The 23,239-nt window shown below is 57.9% G+C and carries 22 protein-coding genes; 7 read left to right on the plus strand and 15 right to left on the minus strand.

The window, feature by feature from the left end; translation table 11 throughout:
- Window positions 1-24: 24 nt before the first annotated feature.
- Both ACR0I7_RS04990 and purC read right to left on the minus strand, forming a co-directional pair.
- A complete protein-coding gene (locus tag ACR0I7_RS04990) occupies window positions 25-708 on the minus strand; it encodes a MarC family protein (RefSeq protein ID WP_480509017.1) in 684 nt (227 codons plus the stop codon).
- A 139-nt stretch (window positions 709-847) separates the two neighbouring features.
- Window positions 848-1,603 (minus strand): phosphoribosylaminoimidazolesuccinocarboxamide synthase, encoded by a 756-nt coding sequence (gene purC, locus ACR0I7_RS04995; protein ID WP_480509019.1) that lies wholly within the window; start codon window positions 1,601-1,603, stop codon window positions 848-850.
- A gap of 187 nt (window positions 1,604-1,790) precedes the next feature.
- Here purC and ACR0I7_RS05000 point away from each other — a divergent pair, with 187 nt between their 5' ends.
- Both ACR0I7_RS05000 and bmt read left to right on the plus strand, forming a co-directional pair.
- Window positions 1,791-2,111 (plus strand): DUF1476 domain-containing protein, encoded by a 321-nt coding sequence (locus ACR0I7_RS05000; RefSeq protein ID WP_480509021.1) that lies wholly within the window; start codon window positions 1,791-1,793, stop codon window positions 2,109-2,111.
- Between the two features lie 116 nt (window positions 2,112-2,227).
- Window positions 2,228-3,244 carry a betaine--homocysteine S-methyltransferase gene (bmt, locus tag ACR0I7_RS05005; protein WP_480509023.1) on the plus strand — a complete coding sequence of 339 codons (1,017 nt, stop codon included), beginning with the start codon at window positions 2,228-2,230 and terminating at the stop codon, window positions 3,242-3,244.
- A gap of 11 nt (window positions 3,245-3,255) precedes the next feature.
- Here bmt and ACR0I7_RS05010 read toward each other — a convergent pair whose 3' ends face one another.
- The 10 genes from ACR0I7_RS05010 to ACR0I7_RS05055 form a co-directional block, all read right to left on the minus strand.
- A complete protein-coding gene (locus ACR0I7_RS05010) occupies window positions 3,256-4,032 on the minus strand; it encodes an enoyl-CoA hydratase-related protein (protein ID WP_480509025.1) in 777 nt (258 codons plus the stop codon).
- A gap of 73 nt (window positions 4,033-4,105) precedes the next feature.
- The gene (locus ACR0I7_RS05015) at window positions 4,106-4,561 is read right to left on the minus strand and encodes a cytochrome c-type biogenesis protein (RefSeq protein WP_480509027.1); all 456 of its coding nucleotides are present in this window, start codon (window positions 4,559-4,561) and stop codon (window positions 4,106-4,108) included.
- Window positions 4,558-6,522, minus strand: a complete 1,965-nt coding sequence (locus tag ACR0I7_RS05020) for a heme lyase CcmF/NrfE family subunit (protein WP_480509029.1) — start codon at window positions 6,520-6,522, stop codon at window positions 4,558-4,560. Before ACR0I7_RS05020 ends, ACR0I7_RS05015 begins: the two co-directional genes overlap by 4 nt.
- 74 nt (window positions 6,523-6,596) lie before the next feature.
- On the minus strand, window positions 6,597-7,175 hold the full coding sequence (locus ACR0I7_RS05025; RefSeq protein ID WP_480509031.1) for a holin family protein: 579 nt from the start codon (window positions 7,173-7,175) through the stop codon (window positions 6,597-6,599).
- The gene (locus ACR0I7_RS05030) at window positions 7,166-7,777 is read right to left on the minus strand and encodes a holin-associated N-acetylmuramidase (protein ID WP_480509033.1); all 612 of its coding nucleotides are present in this window, start codon (window positions 7,775-7,777) and stop codon (window positions 7,166-7,168) included. Before ACR0I7_RS05030 ends, ACR0I7_RS05025 begins: the two co-directional genes overlap by 10 nt.
- A gap of 119 nt (window positions 7,778-7,896) precedes the next feature.
- Entirely contained in the window at window positions 7,897-8,343 is a 447-nt protein-coding gene (gene ccmE, locus ACR0I7_RS05035; protein ID WP_480509035.1) for a cytochrome c maturation protein CcmE, read from the minus strand.
- A gap of 7 nt (window positions 8,344-8,350) precedes the next feature.
- Window positions 8,351-9,379, minus strand: a complete 1,029-nt coding sequence (gene argC, locus ACR0I7_RS05040; RefSeq protein ID WP_480509037.1) for an N-acetyl-gamma-glutamyl-phosphate reductase — start codon at window positions 9,377-9,379, stop codon at window positions 8,351-8,353.
- A 94-nt stretch (window positions 9,380-9,473) separates the two neighbouring features.
- Entirely contained in the window at window positions 9,474-10,283 is an 810-nt protein-coding gene (gene murI, locus ACR0I7_RS05045; RefSeq protein ID WP_480509039.1) for a glutamate racemase, read from the minus strand.
- Window positions 10,284-10,290: 7 nt separating this feature from the next.
- A complete protein-coding gene (locus tag ACR0I7_RS05050; protein WP_480509041.1) occupies window positions 10,291-11,169 on the minus strand; it encodes a lysophospholipid acyltransferase family protein in 879 nt (292 codons plus the stop codon).
- A 78-nt stretch (window positions 11,170-11,247) separates the two neighbouring features.
- Complete coding sequence (locus tag ACR0I7_RS05055) at window positions 11,248-14,667, minus strand: indolepyruvate ferredoxin oxidoreductase family protein (protein ID WP_480509043.1); 3,420 nt, start codon at window positions 14,665-14,667, stop codon at window positions 11,248-11,250.
- Between the two features lie 169 nt (window positions 14,668-14,836).
- Between ACR0I7_RS05055 and ACR0I7_RS05060 the strand changes: the two genes are divergently transcribed.
- The 5 genes from ACR0I7_RS05060 (at window position 14,837) to grxD (ending at window position 21,537) form a co-directional block, all read left to right on the plus strand.
- The gene (locus ACR0I7_RS05060; protein ID WP_480509714.1) at window positions 14,837-15,745 is read left to right on the plus strand and encodes a LysR family transcriptional regulator; all 909 of its coding nucleotides are present in this window, start codon (window positions 14,837-14,839) and stop codon (window positions 15,743-15,745) included.
- Window positions 15,746-16,025: 280 nt separating this feature from the next.
- On the plus strand, window positions 16,026-18,293 hold the full coding sequence (locus tag ACR0I7_RS05065; RefSeq protein WP_480509045.1) for a mechanosensitive ion channel family protein: 2,268 nt from the start codon (window positions 16,026-16,028) through the stop codon (window positions 18,291-18,293).
- Window positions 18,294-18,458: 165 nt separating this feature from the next.
- Window positions 18,459-20,618 carry a phosphoribosylformylglycinamidine synthase subunit PurL gene (gene purL, locus ACR0I7_RS05070; RefSeq protein WP_480509047.1) on the plus strand — a complete coding sequence of 720 codons (2,160 nt, stop codon included), beginning with the start codon at window positions 18,459-18,461 and terminating at the stop codon, window positions 20,616-20,618.
- A 137-nt stretch (window positions 20,619-20,755) separates the two neighbouring features.
- Window positions 20,756-20,992: a BolA/IbaG family iron-sulfur metabolism protein gene (locus ACR0I7_RS05075; protein ID WP_480509049.1), complete on the plus strand. Its 237-nt coding sequence runs from the start codon at window positions 20,756-20,758 to the stop codon at window positions 20,990-20,992.
- A gap of 182 nt (window positions 20,993-21,174) precedes the next feature.
- Window positions 21,175-21,537, plus strand: coding sequence for a Grx4 family monothiol glutaredoxin (grxD, locus tag ACR0I7_RS05080; protein WP_480509051.1), 363 nt, complete (start codon window positions 21,175-21,177; stop codon window positions 21,535-21,537).
- A gap of 8 nt (window positions 21,538-21,545) precedes the next feature.
- Here grxD and ACR0I7_RS05085 read toward each other — a convergent pair whose 3' ends face one another.
- Genes ACR0I7_RS05085 through ACR0I7_RS05095 form a run of 3 tightly spaced genes read right to left on the minus strand, consistent with a single transcriptional unit; the run spans window position 21,546 to window position 23,145 of the window.
- Window positions 21,546-21,896 (minus strand): MliC family protein, encoded by a 351-nt coding sequence (locus tag ACR0I7_RS05085; RefSeq protein WP_480509053.1) that lies wholly within the window; start codon window positions 21,894-21,896, stop codon window positions 21,546-21,548.
- Window positions 21,893-22,288: a cell division protein ZapA gene (locus ACR0I7_RS05090; RefSeq protein ID WP_480509055.1), complete on the minus strand. Its 396-nt coding sequence runs from the start codon at window positions 22,286-22,288 to the stop codon at window positions 21,893-21,895. Before ACR0I7_RS05090 ends, ACR0I7_RS05085 begins: the two co-directional genes overlap by 4 nt.
- Window positions 22,288-23,145 (minus strand): hypothetical protein, encoded by an 858-nt coding sequence (locus ACR0I7_RS05095; protein ID WP_480509057.1) that lies wholly within the window; start codon window positions 23,143-23,145, stop codon window positions 22,288-22,290. The genes ACR0I7_RS05090 and ACR0I7_RS05095 overlap by 1 nt, the downstream gene beginning before the upstream one ends.
- Window positions 23,146-23,239: the final 94 nt, after the last annotated feature.

The raw sequence follows: 23,239 nt of genomic DNA on the forward strand, positions 1-23,239 counted from the left end.
TTGAACAGCAGTTTGCCGTAGCCCCTATCCGCCTTGTGCCTCTTTCGACAGCAAAGCGGGGTAATGGGTGTCGATGGCGTTGAATACGCCAGTTAAAACCATCTCTACCGCGACGGCAACCAGCAGAATTGCCATGATCCGGGTCAGCACATTGATCATGGTCTCTCCCAAAAAACGAGATATCTGATCGGCGAAAAGAAGCCCCAAACCAACAATTGCGCACGCTATTAGAATAGCCGCGCCCAAAGTCACAATCTCTGCCCCGTTCGACAATTGATGCGAGAAGACGATGGTCACCGCGATAGTTCCCGGACCAATCGTCAGCGGAATGGCCAACGGTACAACCGCAAAGTTCAGTTTTCGCTGGTGCCCGTCCTCGACCGCGGCCTGATCCCCGGGTGGGCGATCTTCGGCTTTCAGCATCGACATGCCAATTCCGAAAATAATGATGCCGCCCGCAATCCGAAACGACGGAACGTCGATCCCAAAGATCGCCAATACTTCTTCCCCGATCAAAACAGCAATCAGCGCGATAATCGTGACCGATATGGTTACAATGACCGCCACGCGCCGCCGCTCGGATTGCGAGCAGTTTTTGGTCATGCTGAGGAATATCGGGATATTATAAAGAGGGTTAAAAATGGCCAGAACAGCCGCGAGGAACTTTAGAAAGATCGCTTGATTGAACAGATCGACCATGTCGCTCATTACCTTGATATTTAATCCAGATCGGCCGCTTTGAGGGAAAGTGCTTTAAGTGCTCTGACTCTGTCAAATGAATAAACGACAAAAAATGCGCCGACCCATCCGGGTGGCGCATTTCGCAAGGACCAGCATCTGGGTGGTATCAGTTGATCAACGTCGGCTTGGTCACGTTAGTTTTAGGCAGTACGCCAAGGCGGCGGGCCACTTCGGAATAAGCGTCCGTCAGATTGCCCAGATCGCGGCGGAATACATCCTTGTCCAGCTTTTGCCCTGTCTCGATATCCCACAAGCGGCAGCTGTCTGGGCTGATCTCATCGGCGACCACGAGGCGCTGAAAATCACCGTCATAGGCGCGGCCGATTTCGATCTTGAAGTCAATCAGACGGATACCGACGGCCAGCATCATGCCGCTCATGAAATCATTCACGCGCAGGGCAAGGCTAAGGATATCATCCATGTCCTGCTGACTGGCCCAGCCGAACGCCGCGATATGTTCTTCGGTCACCAAAGGATCGCCAAGCGCGTCGTCTTTATAGCAGTATTCAACAATCGGACGCGGCAGTTGCGTGCCTTCGGCGATGCCCAGCCGTTTCGACATGGACCCGGCGGCATAGTTGCGCACGATCACCTCAAGCGGCACGATTTCACAGCTGCGCACCAACTGTTCCCGCATGTTCAGGCGCCGGATGAAATGAGTGGGCACGCCAATCTGGCTGAGACCGGTCATGAAGAATTCGCTCAGACGGTTGTTCAGAACGCCTTTGCCGTCGATCACGTCCTTCTTCTCGGCGTTGAACGCGGTGGCATCGTCTTTGAAGTATTGCACGATCGTTCCCGGCTCGGGGCCTTCATAGAGTATCTTGGCCTTGCCTTCGTAGATCTTTTTGCGACGCGCCATAGTCGACCTTTCCAATCCTGAGCAAGGGGATGAGTCCCCGAGCGTTGGCGCTCTCATAGTCCAAGCCCCCCTATCCCGCAAGTTTATGCAGCCGGGTGGCTTTGACGCAGCGCAAATCCCTTGCACCGGTACGCGCCTATAGTCATATCATAATGACAGAAGTTGTAATCCAAGAGGTCCCCAACCAATGACCACATTTGACGAACGTGAAGCCGCGTTTGAAAGCAAGTTCGCCCATGATGAAAAGATGCAATTCGTCGCCCGAATGCGCCGCAACCGGTTCATGGCAGTCTGGGCATCGGCCCTGAAAGGCGAAACCGTGGAACAGGCCCGCAAATACGGGCAAGAGCTGGTGCAGACAGACCTTCAGAACGTCAGCGAAGATGACGTCGTCGAGGCGGTCAAAAAGTACTTGGGCGATCTGGCTGACGAGCAGAAAATCCGCGAAAAGATGGCGGAACTGCTGGTCGAGGCCAAAGAGCAGGTCGTGGCCGAGGCCGCCGACTAGCTTTGCTCTGCTCATGATCATCATGAGTTTTATGAATTTGATTTGACGCTCCGGTCGTGGGACACGGGGCGTCTCTGTTTTAAACGGCGCTTTGGCGCCTTTTCTGGATTCTTCCAATGACAAACGCGCTGACCAAACTTCTGGAAACCAACGGTGCCCTTCTTGCCGATGGGGCAACCGGCACCACCCTGTTTAACATGGGCCTGCAGTCTGGCGATGCGCCTGAACTGTGGAACGTAGATGCGCCCGAAAAGATCAAGACTTTGTATCGGGGATCGGTCGATGCCGGCAGCGATCTGTTTCTGACCAATACATTCGGAGGCACCGCAGCACGGCTGAAACTGCATGACGCGCAGAACCGCGTGGGCGAACTTAACCGCATCGGCGCAGAGCTTGGTCGCGAGGTGGCAGACAAAGCGGGCCGCCCCGTCGTGGTCGCCGGATCGGTCGGCCCCACCGGCGAGATCATGGAACCGGTCGGCAGCCTGTCGCACAGCGACGCGGTCGAGATGTTCCACGAACAGGCCGAAGCGCTGAAAGAAGGCGGCGCAGATGTTCTGTGGCTGGAAACCATCAGCGCACCCGAGGAATTCCGCGCCGCCGCCGAAGCCTTTGCGCTGGCGGGTATGCCCTGGTGCGGCACGATGAGCTTTGACACCGCCGGTCGCACCATGATGGGCGTCACCTCTGCCGATCTTGCAAAGCTGGTTGAAACGCTGGACAACCCGCCGGTCGCTTTTGGGGCCAATTGCGGCACCGGCGCATCCGACATCCTGCGCACGGTGCTGGGCTTTGTCGCTCAGGGAACCGAGCGGCCAGTCATCTCGAAAGGCAACGCGGGTATCCCAAAGTACGTGGACGGGCATATTCATTATGACGGAACGCCCGACCTTATGGCGGACTATGCGGCCATGGCGCGCGATGCGGGTGCAACCATTATCGGCGGGTGCTGTGGTACCATGCCGGAACATCTGGAAAAGATGCGCGACGCTTTGAATACCCGCCCACGCGGAGAGCGCCCGACGCTTGAACAAATCACGGATGCGCTTGGGCCGTTCTCTTCCGCCTCGGACGGCACCGGAGAAGGCGAAGCAGCGCCCGAGCGGCGCACGCGCAGGCGTCGCCGCGCCTGAGAATCGATGGATCAGCGCCCCTCGAACTTTGGGGGGCGCTTTTCGATAAAGGCCACAACACCCTCGGAGAAATCACGGGTCCGGCCGCAATCCCCCTGCAGATGCGCTTCGACTGCCAGTTGCTGTGGCAGCGTCCGGTCATAGGTCGAACGCAGCGCCTTTTTGATCGCGCAAAAGCCAGCTGTGGGGCCATTCGCCAGGTATGCGGCCCGTTCGCGCCAATGCTGATCAAACGCATCGTCGCTGACGGCTTCCCAGATCAACCCCCAGTCATCAGCCTGTTGCGCGGTGATCTTGTCGGCAAACAGCGCCGCGCCCATCGCCTTGGCAAACCCCATCTGCCGCGGCATGAACCACGTCCCCCCTGCGTCGGGCAGCAAGCCGATCCGGGCAAAGGCCTGCAGGAAATACGCGCTGTGCGTGGCGATCACCACATCGGCGCAGAGCGCAAGATTGGCCCCTGCCCCGGCCGCGGCACCGTTGACCGCCGCAATCGTCGGCACGGGACAATCATAGATCGCCCGCAACATAGGCTCGTATTCGTCACGCAACGCACGCTCAAGATCGATTTTTCCGGTGCTGGACGCATCGCCCAAATCCTGCCCCGAACAAAACGCCGGGCCTGCACCGGTGATAACAATGGCTCTGGAGTGGCGCGCGGCATGTGTCAGCGCATGGGTGATCTCGGCACGCATCTGGGTCGTCAGCGCATTCATCTTGTCAGGCCGGTTCAGCGTAAGCACCGCCAACCCATCAGTGATATCCAAAAGGACCGCTTCGTATTCCATCGACAAACCTCATCTGCGCAGAGCTGTGCAGACCCTGACGCAGATGTACGGCGAGGAAAAGCGAAACCAAACGTCAGTCTTCGAGAATCTGACGCAAGCGTTCCTTCTCGTCCTCGCTCAACGTGTCGATTTCTCCGCTAGCGTGTTTTTCTGCGCGCGTACGCAAAAAGTTCCAACCAACGCCAGCTGCAATCAATAACATCAGTGGGCCGGCCAACCACAGCAAGAGGTTTGAACCTGTGACCGTGGGCTTCAGCAGAACATATTCGCCATACCGATCAACAATAAAGGCTATCGCATCATCGTTTGAATCACCTGCGACAAGACGCTCGCGCACCAGCAGGCGCAAATCGCGCGCCAAATCGGCGTTGCTGTCATCAATGCTTTCGTTGCGACAGACCAGACAGCGCAGCTCGGCGCTGAGCTCGCGCGCCCGCGCTTCCAGCTCTGGATCGTCGAGCACCTCATCAGGCTGCACCGCCAGCAACGGCGTGGCAGCCAGTAACAGGATCAGGATCAGACGTTTCATTCTGCCGGCACCCCGGATCTTGGCGCTTTGCGCGCACCTGCGGCCACTCTGAAGCGCCGATCACACAGACTGAACAACCCGCCCAGCGACATCAGGATACATCCGCCCCAAATCCAGTTTGCCAAGGGTTTGATATACGTGCGGATCACCCAGCCGCCATCTGCCTGCTGATCCCCGATCACCACATAGAGGTCGCGCAGAAAACGATAGTCGATGGCGGCCTCGGTGGTGGGCATCCTTGCCACCGGATAGTCTCGCTTCTCAGGATGCAGCGTGGTGATGGATTTGCCATTTTGGGTGACCGCGACATCCGCCATGGTCGAGAAATAATTGGGCCCCTGCACCCGGCGGACATCCTGCAGTGTCAGCGTGAATTGCCCGACCTCAAATGGCTCGCCCGGCTGCACAACGCGAATATCCTCGACCTCCCATGCCAGAAGGCCCGCTATCGCAAACATTGTAACGCCCAATCCGGTATGCGCTACTGCTTTACCCCAGTCCGCGCCTGGCAGGCGCAGAAGGCGGGCAAGGCTGCGATCGCGTCCGGTGCGGCTCCACAAATCGACGATTGCGCCGAACGTGATCCAAGCCCCAAGGAAAAGACCAATCGGGCCCAAGGCGCTGCGCCCGGTTTGCATCACCCAAACCAGTATGGCCAGCGCCACAGCAAGCGCGCAGGCATAGCGTAGTGACCAAGCCGTCCGTCCCAGCTTGCCACGTTTCCAGGGCAGCATCGCGCCAACCGGCAGAACAATGCCCAAGGCAACCATGAACGGTGTGAAGGCTGCGTTAAAGAACGGCGCGCCAACCGAAAGCTTCCGATCAAACGCCATCTCGGCGACCATCGGCCAGAGGGTACCGAAGAACACCACAAAGCAACTGACCGCCAGCAAGACGTTGTTCAGGACCAGTGCGCTTTCACGGCTGACCATGCCAAAGACGCCTTTGGCCTCCATCGATTGCGCGCGCGCGGCAAACAAGGTCAGCGCGCCGCCCATAAAGAACACCAGAATGATCAGGATAAACACACCGCGCTCGGGATCGTTGGCAAAGGCATGGACCGAGGTGAGCAGGCCTGACCGGACAATGAACGTCCCGATCAGTGAGAACCCAAACGCAATGATCGCGAGCAGGATGGTCCAGCTTTTCAGCGCCTCTCGTTTTTCGACCACGATGGCCGAGTGCAACAGCGCCGCTGCCAGCAGCCATGGCATGAACGAGGCGTTTTCCACCGGATCCCAGAACCAGAACCCACCCCAGCCAAGCTCGTAATATGCCCACCACGACCCCAGTGCGATCCCGATGGTCAGGAAAATCCACGCCGCCAGAGTCCACGGCCGCACCCAACGGCCCCACGCCGCGTCGACGCGCCCTTCGATCAGGGCGGCGACGGCAAAGCTGAAGGCCATACTCAGGCCCACATAGCCCAGATACAGAAACGGCGGATGGAAGGCCAAACCCGGATCCTGCAACAGCGGGTTCAGGTCGCGCCCGTCAAATGGCGGCACGATCAGGCGGTCAAACGGATTGGATGTGAACAGGATAAAGGCAAAGAAAGCCACACCGATAGCCCCCTGCACCGCTAGAACACGCGCCTTAAGCGTGGGCGGCAATCCGCCCCCGAAGAACGCTGCCATCGCCCCAAAAAGTGCAACGATCAAAACCCAGAGCAGCATGGAACCTTCGTGGTTCCCCCAGGTCCCGCTGATCTTGTAGAGCATTGGTTTTGCCGAATGGCTGTTCTCAACCACGATGCGCAACGAAAAGTCGGACGTAACAAACGCCCAGACCAGTGCGCCAAAGGCAAAAGCCGTCAGCAGGAACTGGGATATCGCCGCAGGTTCGGCAAAAACCATCCAACCTGTCCAGCGTTTGGCAGCCCCAATCAGGGGCACAACGCTTTGAACGATTGCGACAAAAAAGGCTAGGATCAGTGCGAAGTGGCCGAGCTCTGTAATCATGAGCCCGGTATACTCTTGTCTCAGGATGAGCGCCAATCACTTTCGCCCGGATTCGGCGCACATAGTGTCGCGGGTCAGGGCCTCTGTAAGAGCCGCCAATCGTCCAAAGCCGGGTTTGCGTCGGGGTTTGACGCCAGCAGAACGTCATCGGCCGGAGCACCTACATCTGCGGCGCCTGGAGTGTCCGCTCGCAGCTGATTCAGGGCCTCAATATTGGCCATTACGACTGGCGTTCGCGACATGGTCGACGCGATCTCGCGCTGAAGATCCTGCACCTTGGTTTGATGACGCGCACCAAAATAAAAGGAAACAACTACACCCAACAGCCACCAGAGCGGTTCCGGCACCAGCGCTATGCCCTGCATACGGGCCGCGAACCAGATCGGGTCGATCATCGCCGCCGCGAACAACCCCAAAGTTCCCAGCGCCAGCGCCGGGCGGGGCAGCCTGTTCAACCCATCCATGAACCGATCAAACCCGCCTTTGCGCGGCGCCTGAAACTCGTCCCCGAACTGCGCCATAGCCTGACCTTGGGTGACCACCGCGCGCTGGGCCCCGGCCTCAGAATTCTCGCGAAACACCTCGGCCGTTTCGCGCACCACATTACGACCGCTGCCAAAGAGCAGCCCCAAAAGCCCTGAAATCAATCCCATCCCGAAACCCTTTTTTGAAATTCTGCGTCACTCAGGTGATATGTTGGCGAGAGGAACTCTTCGGCCCGCCTGATCCATCCCCCCTTGCCCCCCGACCGGCTGCGGGCGTATTTCCGGGAGGCCGGTCTGCGATCCGCGAGTCTGAAGTAGTAATTGCGCCGGGCGACGCCATATGAATCCCGCAGGACAACCGGATCGGGATGCGATGCTGCGTCTGCGGCCCGTGCAGTCTGCGGCCCGAGCGCGCCATCAACTTGAATGTCAAACCCCATGTCACACAACAGCCGCTGCAGGATTTTCACCGCCTGCGCACCGGCATTGACATACATGTCAAAGACCGAAGGCTGCAGCACCTCAGGCAGCAGAGCAACGCGCGGTTTCTGAAAATAATGTTTCAGGAAGATATCGACCGCCTGCTTGCGGCTGAGCGCGCGCACATCGGCCCGGTCCACTACTCTGTCCCCAGTCAAATCCAGTCCCAGACGACGCATCGTGTGAATTGTCACGCCGTATTTGGTGGCCCCACCCGGATCATCCGGATCATCCACAAACCCCCCTTCGCGCGCCACAATCTCTTGTGCGATTTGACGGACCGTCTGCATGCCGACACCTCCCTTTGCTGCAGCAAACGGTCCAGCAACTTGATTAAGGTGAGGAAACCAGACAGGGCGCTGCCCGGTATCCCCAGGCAACGCCCCATCAAATCATCAGAGATGTGGTATCAGCTGTCTTCAGCTTCTTTGTACACGCCCTGCTCTTTCAGGGCGTCGACGACCTCTTTCGGCATGTAGGTTTCGTCATGTTTGGCAAGAATTTCAGTGGCTTCGAACACGCCATCGACGTAACTACCCGTACCTACCATGCCCTGATTTTCCGAAAACAGATCGGGCAGTACGCCGGTAAAGGCCACTGGGACACTTTCACCACCATCGGTCACGACAAAATGCACAGTCTCGCCCTGTCCGCGAATGATCGAACCCTCTTCGACCAGCCCGCCAATCCGAAACACCTCAGTCGGTTTGGGCGGCTCAGCGATGACCTGCGATGGGGACCGGAAAAAGTTGATCCCGTCCCGCATCGCGTACCCAATCAACGCCGTCGACAAAGTAAGGGCTGCGACAGCCAGAACAATAATCTGTACGCGACGGCGTTTCTTGAGCGTTTTCATCACATCCTCATGGGAACAAAGGGGCCATCATCAGGCCCGTCATTTCAGTTTCACCTAACATCAGGTTGGCGTTCTGCAAGGCTTGGCCGCTGCTACCTTTTGTCAGGTTATCCAGCGCTGCCACCACTATCGTGCGGCGTTCAATCCGATCCGCCACAACACCGATGTGACAGAAATTCGAGCCACGTATGTGACGGGTCGAAGGCGCCTCGCCAAAAGGCAGCATCTGGATAAAGGGTTCACCTTCATAAGCGTTGCACAGCGTCTCATACACGCTTTGCGGATCGCCCTTCACATAGGTCGTGGCCAGAATCCCGCGATTGCTGGGCACCAGATGCGGCGTGAATTGTATATGCACAGTCCGCCCGGCGATCTTTGAAAACTCCTGATCGAATTCGCCCAGATGCCTGTGCGCACCCCCGACGGCGTAGGCGTGATACCCCTCGCTCAGCTCGGAATGCAGCAGGTTTTCCTTGAGCGCCCGCCCTGCCCCGGAAACCGCGCATTTCAGATCCAGAATGATATCGTCCAGATCAATCACGCCCGCCGCAATCAAGGGCCGCAGCGCATACTGACCGGTCGCCGCGTTACAGCCGGTGCCCGCGACCAGCCGCGCGTTGCGGATGTCGTCGCGATAGAATTCGGTCAAGCCATAGACCGCTTCTTCCTGCTGGCTGAGCGCCGTGTGCGGGTTTCCGTACCATTTTTCGTATTCCTCGGGATCGCTCAGCCGGAAATCTGCTGACAGATCAACGATTTTCAGGTCGGCGGGCAGTGCGCGAATAACCTCCTGACTGGTTTTGTGCGGCAGGGCACAGAAACACAGATCGATCCCGGAAAAGTCGATTTCAGAGATTTTGCACAAGACCGGCAGGTCGAGATGACGCAGATGCGGGAACACCTGAGCCATGGATTGGCCGGCCTTACGTTCTGCTGCCAGCGCTGAGATATCCATATTCGGGTGCTCGGCGATCAGCCGCACCAGTTCCGCCCCGGTATAACCGGATGCGCCAAGAATTGCGATTTTATGGGTCATGTCAGACCTCTTGTACCTACGTGCCACATTTTACGACCGCCAGTGTGACGGTCATCGAATTACAGAATCGAAACGGTGGTCTCCTTGACCTAAATCAGGCCGCTTCGAATGAGATTTTTCGTCGGAGAAATTGCGTTGCCCGGTCGCTGACAAAGGCAGGTTGTCCCGTTGTCAGAAATCCAGCCGCACTGTTGCCCAGCATCTGAGGATGACGTTGCAGGTAATCCGCCAGGCTTTCAGCGACCAGATCGCCCTGGCTAAATACCTGAACGTCCGGTCCCAGCGCCCGCTGGAAGGTTTCCGCCATGAGCGGATAGTGCGTGCAACCCAGAATGGCCGCCTGCGGCTCGGGCATCTTGCGTTTCAACGCGTCAACATGCGAACGCACCAAAGCCTCGGCCAGAATCATGTCGCCGTCTTCGATGGCATCCACGACACCGCCGCAGGCCTGCCCTTCGACGTCCACGCCGATGGCGCGAAAGGCCAATTCACGCTGAAACGCGCGGCTTGATACTGTTGCGGGCGTGGCAAACAGTGCCACGTGCTTGACCTGGACCTCACGCGGCGGGCTGTTGTCGCCCCATTCCCGCTCGGTCAGCGCCTCGATCAGCGGCACAAATACGCCGAGGACGCGTTTGCCTTGGGGCACGCCCTCTTCCTGCATCCGCCGCAGCGCAGCGGCGCTGGCCGTGTTGCAGGCCAGAATCACCAGATTGCATCCGCGCGCCCACAGGTCTGAGACCGCCTTGCGCGTCAGCTGATAGATATCTTCGGCATCGCGCACGCCATATGGCGCGTGGGCGCTGTCTGCAAAATACAGGAAATCAACGTCCGGCAGACGTTTCTGCGCGGCGTTGAGAACGGTCAGCCCGCCCAATCCAGAATCAAAGATACCTACTGCCATTTGCCCTTCAGGCGCGATGCCGTTCCTCGAATTCATAGCCGTAGTCATAGGACTTTAGCGGCTTTGGAGATAGCTCATACGTTGCTTCGCGCAGGAAATCCATCATCTTGCGCGTATCCTTGGCCAGCGGGTCCAGAACGTCGCGGCCAATCGGCTCGCCGACAACCACTTTGACCGGGGTATCAACGCGTTTCTTGAACTCTTTGATCAGCAGCCCCATGCGCAATGTGCTGTGCAGGTGACTTGCAATCTGGAACAGGCGCGATGTGTGGCCGTCGAAAAACACCGGCACAACCGTTGCGTCGGATTTTGCCACCATTCGCGCGGTAAACCCGCGCCAGCCGGGGTCCATGGGGTGGGCAAAAGGTTTGGCCGCCGTGCTGACCGTACCACCGGGGAAAATCCCGATGGCTCCGCCTTCGGACAGATAGTTCAGCGCGGTTTTGCGGGTCTCAAGGTTCAGTCTTACGGCCTCTTTCGTGTCGTCGAACGAAATCGGCAGAATGATCCTGTTCAGATCTTCGGCTTTCCGAAACACACGATGCGCCAGAATGCGAAAATCGCCGCGTGTCTGGGACAGGATGTGCCCCATCATCAATCCGTCGAGGATACCATAAGGATGGTTCGCGATCAGGATCAGGGGTCCGTTCTTGGGAATGTTCGTCAACGCACCGCCAACGACATCCAGCATTAGCCCGTAGCGTTCAACCATCACGGACCAGAAATCGCGCCCATTGGCCACGTCACGTTCGTACCCGTCGGCGCGTTTGATCAGCCCCAGCCGACCGGTGGTGTTTTCCATCAGCTTGATAACCATCCGGCCAGTTCTGGTTTCGGCCGAATAGGCGTAGGAAATGTCACGCGCGATATGGCTGCGCAAAGGCATGAATGTCTCCGGTATGCTGCCCGCCAGATAAGTGTTCGTAACAGTTTTGCCTAGCGCGCATGACACGCCTGTGACATTTTACTCGGCCGCTGCCTTGAGCCCCTCTCCGCCCTGACGGATGACTGACAGCAATTCTTCGCGGCGCTTGGCGGCCTTTGCTTCGTTTGCTTTCAGAACCGGGCCAAAGCCGCGAATATCCAGTGGCAGCCGGGCCAGAGCGACAATTGCGTCTTTCGTTTCGTCAGACAATTTCGGCAACACCACTTTCATGTCTTTTTCGTACTGACGGATCAGCGCCCGCTCCATCCGCCGTTCGGCAGTGTATCCAAAGATATCCAACGGCGTTCCGCGCAAACCTTTGAGTTTGGTAAGAAACTTAAGCGGTTTCAGCATCCATTCGCCAAACGCGCGTTTGCGCGGACGACCATCCGCACCTGTTCCCCCAAGAATGGGCGGTGCCAGATGGAAGGTCATTTTGAAATCGCCATCAAACTCTGCTGCCGCTTTCTCGCGACTGTCCAAAAGCAGCCGAGCGACCTCATACTCATCCTTATAGGACAGCAGCTTGTGATATCCTTTTGCGATGGCTTCTTTGACATCCACGTCATCGACCGTGTCGATCATCTTGCGATAGCGTTTGGCAAGGCGCGGTCCTTGATAGGCGATCAGATGCTCGGCGCGAAGATCGATCTTTTGATCCAGCGTTTTCGGCAGCTCAACAATGGCAGGTTGCAGGATGCTGGCCACCTCATCAGGATGCAGCACGGCCCAGCGACCCACATCAAAGGCACGCTTGTTGCGTTCGATGGCGGTGCCGTTCAGCTCGATGGATTGCATGATCGCCGCGTGGCTGACGGGCAGCAAGCCGCGCTGCCACGCCGCGCCAAACATCATCATGTTAGAATAGATCGAGTCGCCCATCACTGCACGCGCAAGATCGGTGGCATCGAACAGAGACAACCCGTCCTTCAATCGCGCCTCAAGCGCCAGCTCCAGGCGGTCTCTCGGTATCTGAAACTCGGTATCGCGGGTAAAATCACCGGTGATGATCTCGTGACTGTTGACCACAGCCCCGGTCTGACCGGTTTGCGTGAGGCCAAGTGTTTTCGAACCCGCCGACACCACCAGATCACCGCCGATCAGCGCATGCGCCTCGCCCGTTGCCACACGAATGGCGCTGATGTCTTCGGGTTTGTTCGCCAGACGGCAGTGGATGTGAACCGCGCCGCCTTTTTGTGCCAGACCGGCCATCTCCATCACGCCTGCACCCTTGCCGTCGATCTGCGCGGCCTGCGCAAGGATCGCTCCGATAGTGACAACGCCGGTACCCCCCACTCCGGTAATCACCACGTTATGGGTGCCCCTGATCGCTGGCAGCGATGGGGCAGGCAAATCCGGCAGGTCCAGATCAGTGGTTGCCTCTTTGCGGATTTGCGCACCTTCCAGCGTCACAAACGACGGGCAGAACCCGTTCAGGCAAGAGAAATCCTTGTTACAGCTTGACTGGTCGATGGCCCGTTTGCGGCCAAACTCGGTTTCTTTGGGTACAATCGAGACGCAGTTGGATTGAACCCCGCAATCGCCGCAACCTTCGCAGATGTCGGTGTTGATGAAGACGCGTTTATCCGGGTCCGGAAAGCTGCCGCGTTTGCGCCGGCGGCGCTTTTCGGCGGCGCAGGTCTGAATGTAGACAATGACCGAGACGCCCTCGATCTCGCGAAACTTTTCCTGCACACGCATCAGATCGGCGCGCTCGTGGGTTTCGACATCCGAGGGCAAGGCCTTGAAGTTCACATCTTCTTTTTCGTCATAGACAACAGCAACATGCTGTACGCCCATGGCTTTGACTTCGCGCACGATGCGCTCGGCGGTCAGATCGCCTTCATTGTCCTGCCCACCGGTCATTGCAACCGCATCGTTGAACAGGATTTTAAAGGTGATGTTGGTCCCCGCCGACAAAGCCGCACGAATAGCCTGCACGCCCGAGTGGTTATAGGTGCCATCGCCAAGGTTCTGGAACACATGCTTGGTTGTGGAAAACGGCGCTTCACCGACCCAGTTGGCCCCCTCGCCGCCCATCTGGGTGAAACCGGTGGTTTCGCGGTCCATCCACTGCACCATATAGTGACACCCGATGCCTGCATAGGCGCGGCTGCCGTCGGGCACTTTTGTCGAGCTGTTATGCGGACAGCCCGAGCAGAAATACGGCAACCGGGTTGCGATTTCCTGAGCGTTGTCGGCGCGGCGTGCCTCGTCCAGCTTGTCCAGCCCGGCACGGACTCCATCCGTGTCGCGCCCCTCTTCGATGAGGATATTGCCCAGCTTTTCCGCAATCATGATCGGATCAAGCGCACCACGGGTCGGAAACAGCTCTTCGCGGTGCAGCGCGCCGGCGCCGCCCTTGTACCAGCCATAGACCCGACGACCGCGCCGGTCATCAAAGATGGCTTCTTTGACCTGGACCTCGATCAGCTTGCGCTTTTCTTCTACGATAATGATCAGGTCCAGACCTTCGGCCCAGTCGTGGAACCCTTTCATGTCCAGAGGAAACGTCTGTCCGATCTTATAGGTGGTGATCCCAAGACGCTCGGCCTCATTCGCGTCGATATTCAGCAGCGACATCGCATGAACCAGATCCAGCCAGTTCTTGCCTGCCGCAGCGATGCCGATCTTGGCACCAGACTTGCCCCAAACCCTGCGATCCAGCCGGTTAGCATGCGAAAATGTCTCGGCCGCAAAGCGCTTGTAGTCGATGATCCGCGTTTCCTGCAGATGCGGCGTATCCCCAAGACGAATGTTCAACCCACCTTCGGGCATGTCGAATTCGGGGGTCACCAGAGGCATCCGGTCAGGACGCCCGTCCACGACCGAGGTCACCTCGATCGTGTCTTTCATGGTCTTCAGACCGACCCATACGCCGGCAAACCGGCTGAGGGCGAAGCCATAGACGCCATAGTCAAGGATCTCTTGCACACCTGCTGGGCTGACCACGGGCATATACATGTCGACAAGCGACCATTCAGACTGGTGCAGCACCGTCGAGCTTTCGCCCGTATGGTCGTCGCCCATGGCCACCAGCACACCGCCATACTTGCCGGTGCCGGCCATATTCGCGTGGCGCATGACGTCGCCTGAGCGATCCACGCCCGGTCCTTTGCCGTACCACAGACCAAAGACACCGTCGAACTTGCCGTCGCCGCGCAGCCCCGCCTGTTGGCTGCCCCAAAGCGCGGTCGCGGCTAAATCCTCGTTCAATCCGTATTGAAACGTCACATCATTTTCGACCAGCTGCTTCTGCGCGCGCGACATTTGCAGATCGACAGCGCCCAAGGGCGACCCTCGATATCCTGTGACCAATCCGGCGGTATTCAGGCCTGCGGCGCGGTCCCGCGCCTTTTGCATCATCATAAGCCGCACGAGGGCTTGGGTGCCGTTCAGAAGCACCGGGCTTTTGGATAGATCGAAACGGTCGTTGAGCGAAATTTTCGGCTGACTCATCTGACGCCTCCCCTCGTCGGATTAGTGTGCTGCATTTCTATTCAATTTAGGTCATAAAACCTGACCTGTATAGTAATTTTCCCCTTCTACGTAACGATTTCGCCGTTTGATTGTGGAAATTGTTACCTCTTTCATATAGGGCTGCCTGAGGATAACGAAAGTTGCGATGATGGATTGGGATAAGCTCAGAATATTTCACGCGGTGGCTGATGCAGGCAGCCTGACTCATGCGGGAGACAAGCTGAATCTGTCCCAATCTGCGGTCAGCCGACAGATCAGGGCGCTGGAGGAATCGCTGGATGCCACCCTTTTCCACCGCCATGCGCGAGGTCTGATTCTCACCGAACAGGGCGAGCTGCTATTTGATGCCACCTCAGCCATGTCAAAACGGCTGGATGCCGCCGCGGCGCGGATCCGCGACAGCGAGGATGAGGTTTTCGGGGTGCTGCGCGTCACCACGACGTTCGGGTTCGGAACACTCTGGCTGGCCCCGCGCCTGCCGAAGCTCTATGAGAAGTATCCCGATCTCAATATCGACCTGATGCTGGAAGAGCGTGTGCTGGACCTGCCAATGCGCGAAGCGGACGTTGCAATCCGCATGAAAGAACCCAGTCAGGCCGATCTGGTTCGGAAACGGCTCATGACGGTGCGGATGCTGCTTTATGCGACACGAGATTATCTTGAGACCAATGGTGGTGCACCGCAATCACTGGAAGATATTTCCAAGCACCGACTGATTTGCCAGACTCCGTCCGCACCACAGGTTGGCGCTGGCGCATCTATGGTCCGGCATCTGATGACATGCAATCCTAGTTCGCTTCTTACAGTGAACAACTACTTTGGCGTCCTGCAGGGGGTGCTGCATGATCTTGGCATCGGTATGCTGCCCGATTACGTGACCGAAGATTTCCCCGATCTGGTCCCCATATTGTCCGACATCGAAAGCGCCGACGTTCCGGTCTATCTTGCCTATCCCGAAGAACTGCGGCAATCGCAGCGCATCGCGGCATTCCGCGACTTTGTTCAGGATGAGATCATCTCTCATCGCAAGCACTTGCGACAGATGGGAAAACTCTAGCTATGCGCTAGCAACATAGCGGCCATGTCAGAAACTTTACTAATAAATCTTGAACGTACTTACCGTGATAACTAAATGAGCAATCGAAGGCGGTGATGCTGAAACGCTCATCATCTTCATACCTCCCTGTTGGACTACGGCCGAGCTTAGTGCTCGGCCTTTTTTTTGGCTTCGGCTCTTCCCTGCTCGGCCTAGTTGATCAATTTCTCTGGGATTCTGCCTTTTGCCCGCCTATGATACGGTAAAACAAAAATAAACTTTTGCCTTCGAGGGAAAAAATATGTTCCATCCAGCGCGCCTATTTTTGGCGCTGATTGCTGCTATTTATTTGGCAGTGCCAGCTTTCGCACAAATTCCGGCCACCGGTGGTTCTTCTTCATCGGCAAGCACCGTGACGATACCCGAGGACCTGACACCGGATCAGGTGGACGATCTGGTTGCGCGGATGTCCGACGATCAGGTGCGCTCGATACTTTTGGAACGCCTCGACGCAGTTGCCGCCCAACAGCAGGCCGCAACGGCCAAGAAAAAAGGGCTGGTAACGCGCCTGTCCGAGTCTGCCACCGCGATTGCTGCGTCGTGGATGGACGTTATTCACAAACTGCCGTCGCTGGTCACACTGCAGCTCGAGGCCTTTTCCAACTTTGGCAAAACCTTTGGCATGAATGGCCTGACGACATTGTTTGGCTATACCTTGCTTGCTCTTGCCATCGGTTTTGCGGCGGAAAAAATCGTCGGAATCTGGACACGTCGGTGGATCAAAGCCGTTCCTGGAGGCGCCGAAAATGATCTGCGCGGTGCGGTGACGTTTCTCCTCCGCCGATTCTGCCGCGAGTTGCTGGGTCTTGTAGTATTCTATTACTCGCTGGTGCTGGTCGGACGACAATTGCTGGACCCCGAGCAGATCTCGCAAGTCGCACCATTTGTGTTCTTCCTGATCTGGGTTCCTCGGCTGGGCGCTGCCATTTCCCGCTTTGTGCTGGCCCCGGAGAAGTCAGAGCTGCGTTTGGTCAATATCGATGATCACTGGGCGAAATACCTGCACCGCAACCTGATCGGTCTGTTTTTGCTGATCGGTTTCACCATGTTCATCATCCGCTTCAACACGCTGAATGGTGTCGAGATGGGCGAAACGCGCCTAGGCTTCTGGCTGAACACTTCGATCCACATCTATATCGGGCTGATTGCGTGGACTGCACGCGCGGGTCTCAGCGAAATGATGCGCGGCACCGATCCAGATCGCACCGAATTTGATGAGCGTGTCGCCGAAGCGTACCCCTATTTCGCCATCGGCGTTTCATTCGTAATGTGGCTTGTGGTGGAATATCTGGCTGCGACCAGAAACCCCCAACTTGTTGCGCTGGCCGCAGAAGGCGCGCATTTCACCACGATGTTCTGGCTGCTGATCCTGCCGGCGATTGATACGTTGATCCGAGGTTTGGTTCGTCATTTGCAGCCGCCAATCATCGGCCATGGTGCGATCGCCGAACGCGCCTATAAATCGACCAAGCGCAGCTATATCCGCATTGGGCGCGTTCTGGCTGGCATCTTTATCGTGTTGATGATCGCCAACGCATGGGACCTTGACCTGCAAGAGATCGCGGGCGCGGGTACGGATGCCGGTGGACGTGTAATCCAGTTCTTCCTGCTAATCGCCGTTGGTTACATCCTGAACGAGGTCGTCTCGCTCTGGATCAACCGCCGGCTGGCCAAAGAAGAAACCGAAGGCCAGAGCCCGGACGAAGAAGCCGGCGAAGGCGGCGGATCGGGCGGCTCACGTCTGGCAACCGTGCTGCCGCTGCTGCGGGTCACGGCTCAGGTCGCGCTTGCGGTCATCTTCGGCCTGCTCGCGCTGGGCGCGCTGGGCATGGATATCACCCCGCTGCTGGCTGGCGCTGGTATCCTGGGTCTGGCCATTGGTTTTGGCGCGCAGAAACTGGTGTCGGATATAGTAGGCGGGATTTTCTTCCTGATCGACGATGCGTTCCGGGTGGGTGAGTATGTAGATGTGGGCGGAACAACCGGTACGGTCGAGAAAATCTCGATCCGCTCGATGCAACTGCGCCACCATCGCGGGCCGGTACACACCATTCCCTATGGTGAGATTCAGAAGCTGACCAACTACAGCCGCGACTGGGTCATCATGAAGCTCAAGTTCACCGTGCCCTTCGACACAGATCCGAACAAGGTGAAGAAGATCTTCAAAAAGATCGGTGCTGCGATGATGGAGGACGAACTGCACAAAGATGGTTTCCTGCAGCCGTTCAAGTCGCAGGGTGTCTTTGACTTTGACGATGTCGGCATGATCATCCGCGGGAAATTCATGGCCAAACCCGGCAAGCAGTTCACGCTGCGCAAGGAAATCTTCAACAGGGTCAAGGCAGCTTTCAAAGAAAACGGCATCGACTTTGCCCGCCGCGAGGTTCGTGTGGCGATCCCCGGGCTGGATGACGCCGAGAACCTCAATGAAGAGCAAAAGGCCGCGATTGGCGCTGCCGCTGGCGACGCAGTTGCCCAGCAGGCTCAGCAACAACAAGAGACCAAGTAAAACTGAAAACCGAGGGGCCCGAATGTCGGGCCCCTCTTCTTTTTGGGCTGTATTTCTTCGCAGGAACAGCATTCCTGCCTGTCTGCGCCCACTTGCCCCTTCCCAGCGCACCGCCGTTGCCCTAAAAGGCGCGCAACCTCGGCCACCTTTCAAACAGGACAGACCATGCAAGAGCCTGCCATCACTCCGGATCTGATTGCTGCACACGGGTTGAAGCCCGAAGAATACGACATGATCCTTGAGATCATCGGGCGCGAGCCAAGCTTTACCGAACTGGGCATTTTTTCGGCCATGTGGAACGAGCATTGTTCCTACAAATCCTCGAAGAAATGGCTGCGCACCCTGCCTACATCCGGTCCGCAGGTGATCTGCGGCCCTGGTGAAAACGCGGGCGTGGTCGATATTGGTGACGGCCAGGCCGTGGTCTTCAAGATGGAGAGCCACAACCACCCCTCGTATATCGAGCCTTATCAGGGTGCAGCAACCGGCGTAGGCGGCATCCTGCGGGACGTCTTCACCATGGGTGCGCGGCCTGTCGCCTCGATGAACGCGCTGTCCTTTGGTGAGCCCGATCACCACAAAACCCGCCAACTGGTCAATGGCGTGGTTGAGGGTATCGGCGGCTATGGCAACTGCTTTGGCGTGCCTTGTGTGGGTGGCGAGGTTCGGTTCCATCCGGCCTATAACGGCAACTGCCTTGTGAATGCCTTTGCCGCGGGTCTGGCCGACAGCGACAAGATTTTCTATTCGGCAGCGTCCGGCGTTGGGATGCCTGTGGTTTATCTCGGGGCCAAAACGGGCCGTGATGGCGTTGGCGGCGCAACCATGGCCTCGGCCGAGTTTGACGACACCATCGAAGAAAAGCGCCCCACCGTTCAGGTCGGTGATCCCTTTACCGAAAAGCGCCTGATGGAGGCGACGCTTGAGTTGATGAAGACCGGCGCAGTGATCTCCATTCAGGATATGGGCGCGGCGGGCCTGACCTGCTCTGCTGTTGAGATGGGCGACAAGGGTGGTCTGGGCGTCCGGCTTGATCTGGAAACCGTACCTCAGCGCGAAGAGAACATGACCGCATACGAGATGATGCTGTCAGAATCTCAGGAACGCATGCTCATGGTACTCAAGCCCGAACTGGAAGCTGAGGCGCGCGCCGTATTCGTGAAGTGGGATCTGGACTTTGCCATTGTCGGCGAAACCATCGCCGAGGACAGGTTCCTGATCATGCATAACGGCGAGATCAAGGCTGACCTGCCGCTGTCCAAACTCGCCTCGACCGCGCCGGAATATGATCGCCCATGGGTACCGACGCCGCAGGCCGAAGAACTGGCCGAAGTGCCGCAGATCGACCCGATTGACGGGCTGCGCGCCCTGCTCTCTTCGCCCAACTATGCGGGCAAACAATGGGTGTACGAGCAATATGACACGATGGTCATGGCCGATACCGCGCGCGCACCAGGGCTGGGCGCTGGCATGATCCGCGTGCATGGCACCGACAAGGTGCTGGCCTTCACGTCTGACGTCACGCCGCGCTATGTCCGTACAAACCCGGAAGAAGGTGGCAAACAGGCCGTGGCCGAAGCCTATCGCAATCTGACCGCTGTTGGGGCCAAGCCACTGGCAACCACAGACAACCTGAATTTCGGCAATCCCGAAAAGCCCGAGATCATGGGCCAGTTTGTGGGTGCCATCAAAGGCATCGGCGCAGCGGTGGCCGCGCTGGATATGCCCATCGTGTCGGGGAACGTGTCGCTCTATAACGAGACGGACGGTCAGGCGATCCTGCCGACACCGACAATCGGTGCGGTTGGTTTGCTGGCGCACGCTGATGAGGTCATTGGCAACGAGGTGCGCGAAGGCCACGTTGCGCTGGTAATTGGAGAAACCAAGGGCCATCTGGGCCAATCCGCCCTGCTGGCCGAAGTGTTCAACCGCGAAGACGGCGACGCGCCACATGTCGATTTGGACGCAGAACAGCGCAACGGCGATTTCATCCGCGCCAACCGCGACATGATCAAGGCCTGCACAGATCTGGGCGATGGCGGCCTTGCCCTGGCCGCGTTCGAACTGGCCGAGGTAGCGGGCGTTGGTGTCTGCCTTGACGAGGCCTCGACCGAGTTCCTGTTCGGCGAGGATCAGGCCCGCTATCTGGTGGCCTGCAACTTTGATCAGGCCGAGGCGCTGATGATCGCCGCGGGTCAGGCTGGCGTGCCGCTAGTATCGGTTGGCCGCTTCACCGGCGATGCCGTCAAGATCGGCAACTCTGAGGCCCCGCTGGAAGATCTGACCACCACGTTCCGGTCAAGTTTCGCGGCAGCCGTCGCCTGAGTGAAAACACGTATGCCGTGCCCGAAATCCTGCGCGTTCTGATCGCGCGGGATTTGCTGTTTCTCAAGTCACGGATGCTCTTGCACGGGCCTGCCCATAGCTCTACATCTTGAGAAAGACCATCAGGAGAAACCTACATGCCGATGAGCGCCCACGAAATTGAAAGCCTGCTGCGCGAAGCCTTTCCCGATGCGGATATTCAGGTTGGCGGGCATGATGGCGTCCATATGTCCGCGATGGTCGTAGATGAGAGCTTTCGTGGTAAAAACCGTGTGCAACAGCAACGCGCTGTCTATTCGGCCTTGAAAGGCAAGATGGACGGCCCAGATGGGGAATTGCACGCGCTGGCACTGACCACCAAAGTGCCGGAATGATTCAAAAGTTCTGGGACTTGCTATCTGCGATAGTCAGATGGCAAGCTCCCAAAATGAATGGGAAACCACCGCTTGGGATGGAAGCCACAGATATCGACCTCGTCAACAAGGCCCAGGCTGAAAACGAGCGACGAGAACGTATGAATGGGCGCGACTGAGCGCCGACGACAAGGAAACGCGACATGAGCGACGTGAAGACCCAGATCGACGAAACCGTCAAAGCCAACGACGTTGTACTGTATATGAAGGGCACCAAAGAGATGCCCCAGTGCGGGTTCTCGTCCCGCGTGGCCGGTGTTCTCAACTATATGGGCGTGGACTATACTGACGTGAACGTTCTGGCCGATGAAAACGTTCGCCAGGGCATCAAGGATTATTCCGACTGGCCTACGGTACCTCAACTGTATGTCAAAGGCGAATTTGTCGGCGGATGCGACATCATCACTGAGATGACCCTGTCAGGTGAGCTTGACACGTTGTTCGACGACAACGAGGTCGGCTACGACAAAGAGGCAGCCGACAAAATCCGCGAAGCCAACGCCTGATCAGCCGCTCAGCGGCTGCTACATTGCTGATAGATGACCTGCTCTTGACCGGCGGCGCTCCCTGCCGCCCTAAAGCTTATGGTCGCATCCCATCCTTTTGAGCTGAGGATATATGTGCCCTCGCCTCCGATGGATTCATAGCGAATGCCCGACCCGCTTTCGACCTGCCGCAAAGCCACAAGGCTGTTATCCACAATCATGGCGGCAGCACCTGACCCGTCAGATGCGTTAAAATAGCTGACCGGCAGCGGCACATTGTTTTCGCAGGTAAACGTGACCTCTAGAACATCAATCTCGGCAATGGCGGCGACTGGCATGATGATCAGGGACACAAAGGAAGCTGCGCGCAGCAAATTCATTTTATCGACCTTTCTTCGACAACAGATGCCAACGCTTCGGCTCGCGCGGCAAGTTCAGCCAGTGTATCAGTAACTGATGGCGGAACTACGGCAACTTCGATACGTTCTGGTTCCGGTGCTGGCGCATTGCGTAGATTTGACAACTCGGCCTCGACCTCGGCCAGTTTCGCTTCGACCGATTTGATCCGATCCTCGCTTGCCGCGGCTTTGTCCGCCAGCATCAGCCCGGCCATCAGCAACATGCGCGATTCCGGCATGCGCCCGATCTGATCGGACAGAACCTGCGCTTCGTCGTCCAGCATCTTGGCCGCAGCCTGCAGGAACACCTCTTCGCCATCCTGACAAGAGACGTCAAAGCCGCGCCCACCGATATGAATGGTCACCTCAGGCATTACTCCACCTCTCCTTCCGTCAGGTTAGCGCGGTTCAACAACGGTTCCAGCCGGGCCAGCACCGCGTGCGCCTCGGCCGCATCCGTTGCGCGTGCGGCACGTGTCGCCTCGAGCTCGGCGACAGTTGCGCGGTTGAGCATTTCGGCATCTGTCATACCCTCGCTGGCGGCGGCCCGCAGTTCCTCGACCGTCTCGCGCAGCTGGTCATTTGCCTTTCTGAGTCGCTGCAGATCGTCGTCCAGTCGGGACATCGCGGCGCCATGACTGGTCCGCTCGGCCCGTAACATTTCCAACTCTGCATTCAGCTCTGCGACACGCTCGCTGTCGGCCAACTCTGTCCGCAGACGGGCAACTTCTGATTCAAGCTCTTGCGACCGTTTCGCGATCGGGGCCAGTTGATCCAGTTCGGCGCGCAATGCAGTTGCGTCCTCAGCACTTTCCTGCGCGGAACGCATTGTCTCTATCTCTGCCTTCAGCGCCGTTACTTCATCGCGGTTTTCCAACGCGGCCTTGGCATCCGCCAGCTCAGCACGGGCCGCCTCGACAGAGGCCAGTTTTGCAGCAGCTTCGGCCAGTTGCTCGCGCAACCCGTCGGCCTCGGCATTGTCGGCAGGTTCCCGGTTCAGCGCACCGATTTCGGCGCGCATAGCATCAACTTCCTGCGTATGCTGCGTCTTCAGCGAATTCAGCCGCTCTTCCAGCTGTGCATTTGCGATACGTTCTTCGTCCAGCGCCTCACGCAGGTCCTGATCCGACCCGCTGGCCGCAGGGGCTGCCGCACCGAGTGTTTCAACACCCGCACCGATGCGTTCCATGGCAGCGATAATACGGCGCTGTAGTTCTTCTATCTGACTCATGCCCCTGTCACCTCTTTACCAAGGTTCATTCTGTTGCGCTGTGATCCGAATCGAATCCGGCCGCGCGCGGTCCTAGTCTAACGGAATGTTTCGG

This window comes from Ruegeria sp. AM1 (assembly GCF_056540745.1).